Origin of the sequence: Variovorax boronicumulans (assembly GCF_040544675.1) — a bacterium.
Taxonomy (GTDB): Bacteria; Pseudomonadota; Gammaproteobacteria; order Burkholderiales; family Burkholderiaceae_C; genus Variovorax; species Variovorax boronicumulans_D.
Window position 1 is genome coordinate 1 of record NZ_JBEPKK010000046.1, and the last position, 3,021, is coordinate 3,021.

Genomic DNA, 3,021 nt, shown 5'->3' on the forward strand with positions numbered 1-3,021 from the left:
GCCACTTCCGAACCCAGCCGCAGCCGGATGCGGGAGACCAGCTGCACCGCCAGCAGCGAGTGGCCGCCCAGGGTAAAGAAGTTGTCGGCGCGGCCGACGCGCTCCAATCCCAGCAGGTCCTGCCAGATGTGCGCCAGCTCTTCTTCGATCTCGCCTTGCGGCGGCTCGAACGCGCGCGTGCCGTAGGCCGCATCGCCCGGCGCGGGCAGCGCACGGCGGTCCAGCTTGCCGTTGGGCGTGAGCGGCAGCGCTTCCAGCTGCACGTAGGCCGCCGGCACCATGTACTCGGGCAGCCGGGTGGCCAGGTGCTCGCGCAGGACCACTGCCTGCACGTCTTCACCCGTGACGTAGGCCACCAGCTGCTTGTCGGCGCCCTCGCCGCGCGCCAGCACGACGGCCTCGCGCACGCCCGGGCAACCTTGCAGCGCCGCCTCGATCTCGCCCAGCTCGATCCGGAACCCCCGCACCTTGACCTGGTGGTCGTTGCGCCCCAGGTACTCGAGCGTGCCATCGGCGCGCCAACGCGCCAGGTCGCCGCTTCTGTACATGCGCGAGCCCGGCGCGCCGAACGGATCGGGCACGAAGCGCTCGGCGGTGAGATCGGGGCGGTTCAGGTAGCCGCGTGCCACTCCGGCGCCGCTGATAAAGAGTTCGCCAGCCACCCCGATGGGCACCGGCTGGCCATGCGCGTCCAAAACGTAGGCGCAGGTGTTAGGCAACGGGGTGCCGAGCGGCGGCGAACCTGGAAAGTCGGCACGACCCTCCCACAACAGCGCGTTGATGACGGTTTCGGTAGGCCCATAGATGTTAAAAAATCGCGCGGGCAGCAACGCCAGGCAGCGGCGCAAGATGGCGGCGGACAGCGCCTCGCCCCCGCAAAGTATCACGCGCAGAGAGTGACACTCAGCCAGAGCCGGCGAGTGCAGAAGCTGCTCCAGCAGCGCCGGTACGAAATTGGCCACGGTCACGCGCGCGCTGGCCATCAAGGCAACCAAGTGGCCGGTGTCGAAGTGCCGGCCCGCATGGGGCAGCACGAGGGTGGCTCCAGACGTCAAGGTCCACAAGATTTCCTGGACCGCAACATCGAAACTGATTGACGTGCGCTGCAGGAACCGGTCCTGCGGTGTCAGCGGGATGGTCTGTTGCATACCGGTCAAGCGCATCACGATGCCCGCATGCGCCACCATCACGCCCTTGGGCTGACCGGTGGAGCCGGAGGTGTAGATGACGTAGGCCAGGTGCTCGCCGCGCAGGCCCGGCACCGCAGGCGCCGTGCCCGGCAGCGCGAGCCAGGGTGCGGCCGGATCGTCCAGGCGGCACACCGGCAGATCGGCGGGCAGCGCCAGCGCGCGCAGGCAGGCGGCATCGCTCAGCACGACCAACGGCGCGCAGTCCTGCAGCATGAAGGCCAGCCGCTCGGTCGGGTAGGCCGGGTCCAGCGGCACATAGGCGCCGCCGGCCTTGAGCGTAGCCAGCAGCGCCACGACCATGGACACGCCGCGCTCGAGCAGCAGCGCCACGCGTGCGTCCGGACCCACGCCCAAGGATTGCAGATGGTGCGCCAGCCGGTTGGCCCGTGCGTCCAGCTCGGCGTAGCTCAGCGACTCGTCTTCGAAGACCAGCGCCACAGCGTCCGGCGTGCGCTCGACCTGATCCTCGAACAGCGCGTGGATGCAGCCATCGGCGGGGAACTCGCGCGCGGTGTCGTTCCACTCCACCAGCAGCTGCCGGCGTTCGGCCTGGGCCAGCAGCGGCAACTGCGCCACGCGCGCCGAGTCGCGCACTGTGTCGCCCGCCACGAAGCCCTGCAGCAGGGTGTACAGGTGAGCAACGAAGCGCTCGACACTGGCGCGCTCGAACAGCGCCGTGGCGTAGCTCAGCGTGCCGCCGATCACCCCGCCCGACTCGCCCAGCGCCAGCGTGAGGTCGAACTTGGCCGTGAGATCGGAGCCGCTCAGGCTCTGCAGCTTCAAGCCCGGCAGCTCCAGCGTGCCCTCGGGCGCGTTCTGCCAGGCGAACATGACCTGGAACAGCGGCTGGTGGGCCATGCTGCGCACCGGGTTGAGCGCCTCGATGACCTGCTCGAAGGGCACGTCCTGGTGCGCCTGCGCGGCCAGCGTGGTGGCCTTGACCTGGGCCAGCAGCTCGCCCACCGAGGGGTTGCCCGACAGCTCGATGCGCAGCGCCAGCGTGTTCACGAAGAAGCCGATCACCGGCTCGATCTCCGCGCGCCCGCGGTTGGCGATCGGGGTGCCGACGACCACATCGCTTTGCCCGCTCAGGCGCGACAGCAGCGCGCCCCACGCGGCCAGAAGCACCATGTGCAGCGTCGCGCCGTGGCGTGCGGCCAGCGCCCTCAGCCCCTGGCTCGTGACCTCGTCGATCTCGATCGCCACGCTCGTACCGCTGTAGTCTTGCACCCCTGATCGCGGATGGTCGGTCGGCAACTCCAGCAGCGCCGGGGCGCCTTGCAGGTGCTCGCGCCAGAAGCTTAGTTGACGGTGCAGTAGCTCGCCCGTGATCCGCTGGCGCTGCCAGGCGGCGTAGTCGACGTACTGGATCTGTAGCGCCGGGAGTGGGTCTGGCTCGCCTTGCACGAACGCCGTATAAAGCGCGCTCAGCTCATTGATGAGCACGCCCATCGACCAGCCGTCGCTGGCGATGTGGTGCATCGTCACGAGCAGTGCGTGTTCTTCCTCATCGAGCTTGAGCAGGCGGCCGCGGATGAGCGGTGCTCGGGTCAGATCGAACGGCGTGCTCGCTTCGGCTTCGGCGTGGTTGCGCAGCTCGGCTTCGCGATCGGCGCAACCGCTCAGATCCTTCAGCAGCAGCGGCAGCCCGATGTCTTCGGCGGCGATGAGCTGCACCGTGCTGCCATCGTCCTGGCGCACGAAGCCCGTGCGCAGCACCTCGTGGCGCGCAACGCTGGTGTCCAGCGCGCGCTGCAGCGCGCCGCACTGGAGCACACCGCTCAGGCGGACGCCGCCGGGGATGTGGTACGCCGCGCTCGCGCGCTCGTCC

General features: G+C 69.4%; 1 protein-coding gene. It reads right to left on the bottom strand.

The window, feature by feature from the left end:
• The coding region (locus ABIC90_RS27300; protein ID WP_354359862.1) for an amino acid adenylation domain-containing protein at positions 1–3,021 on the bottom strand (3,021 nt) is incomplete at both ends.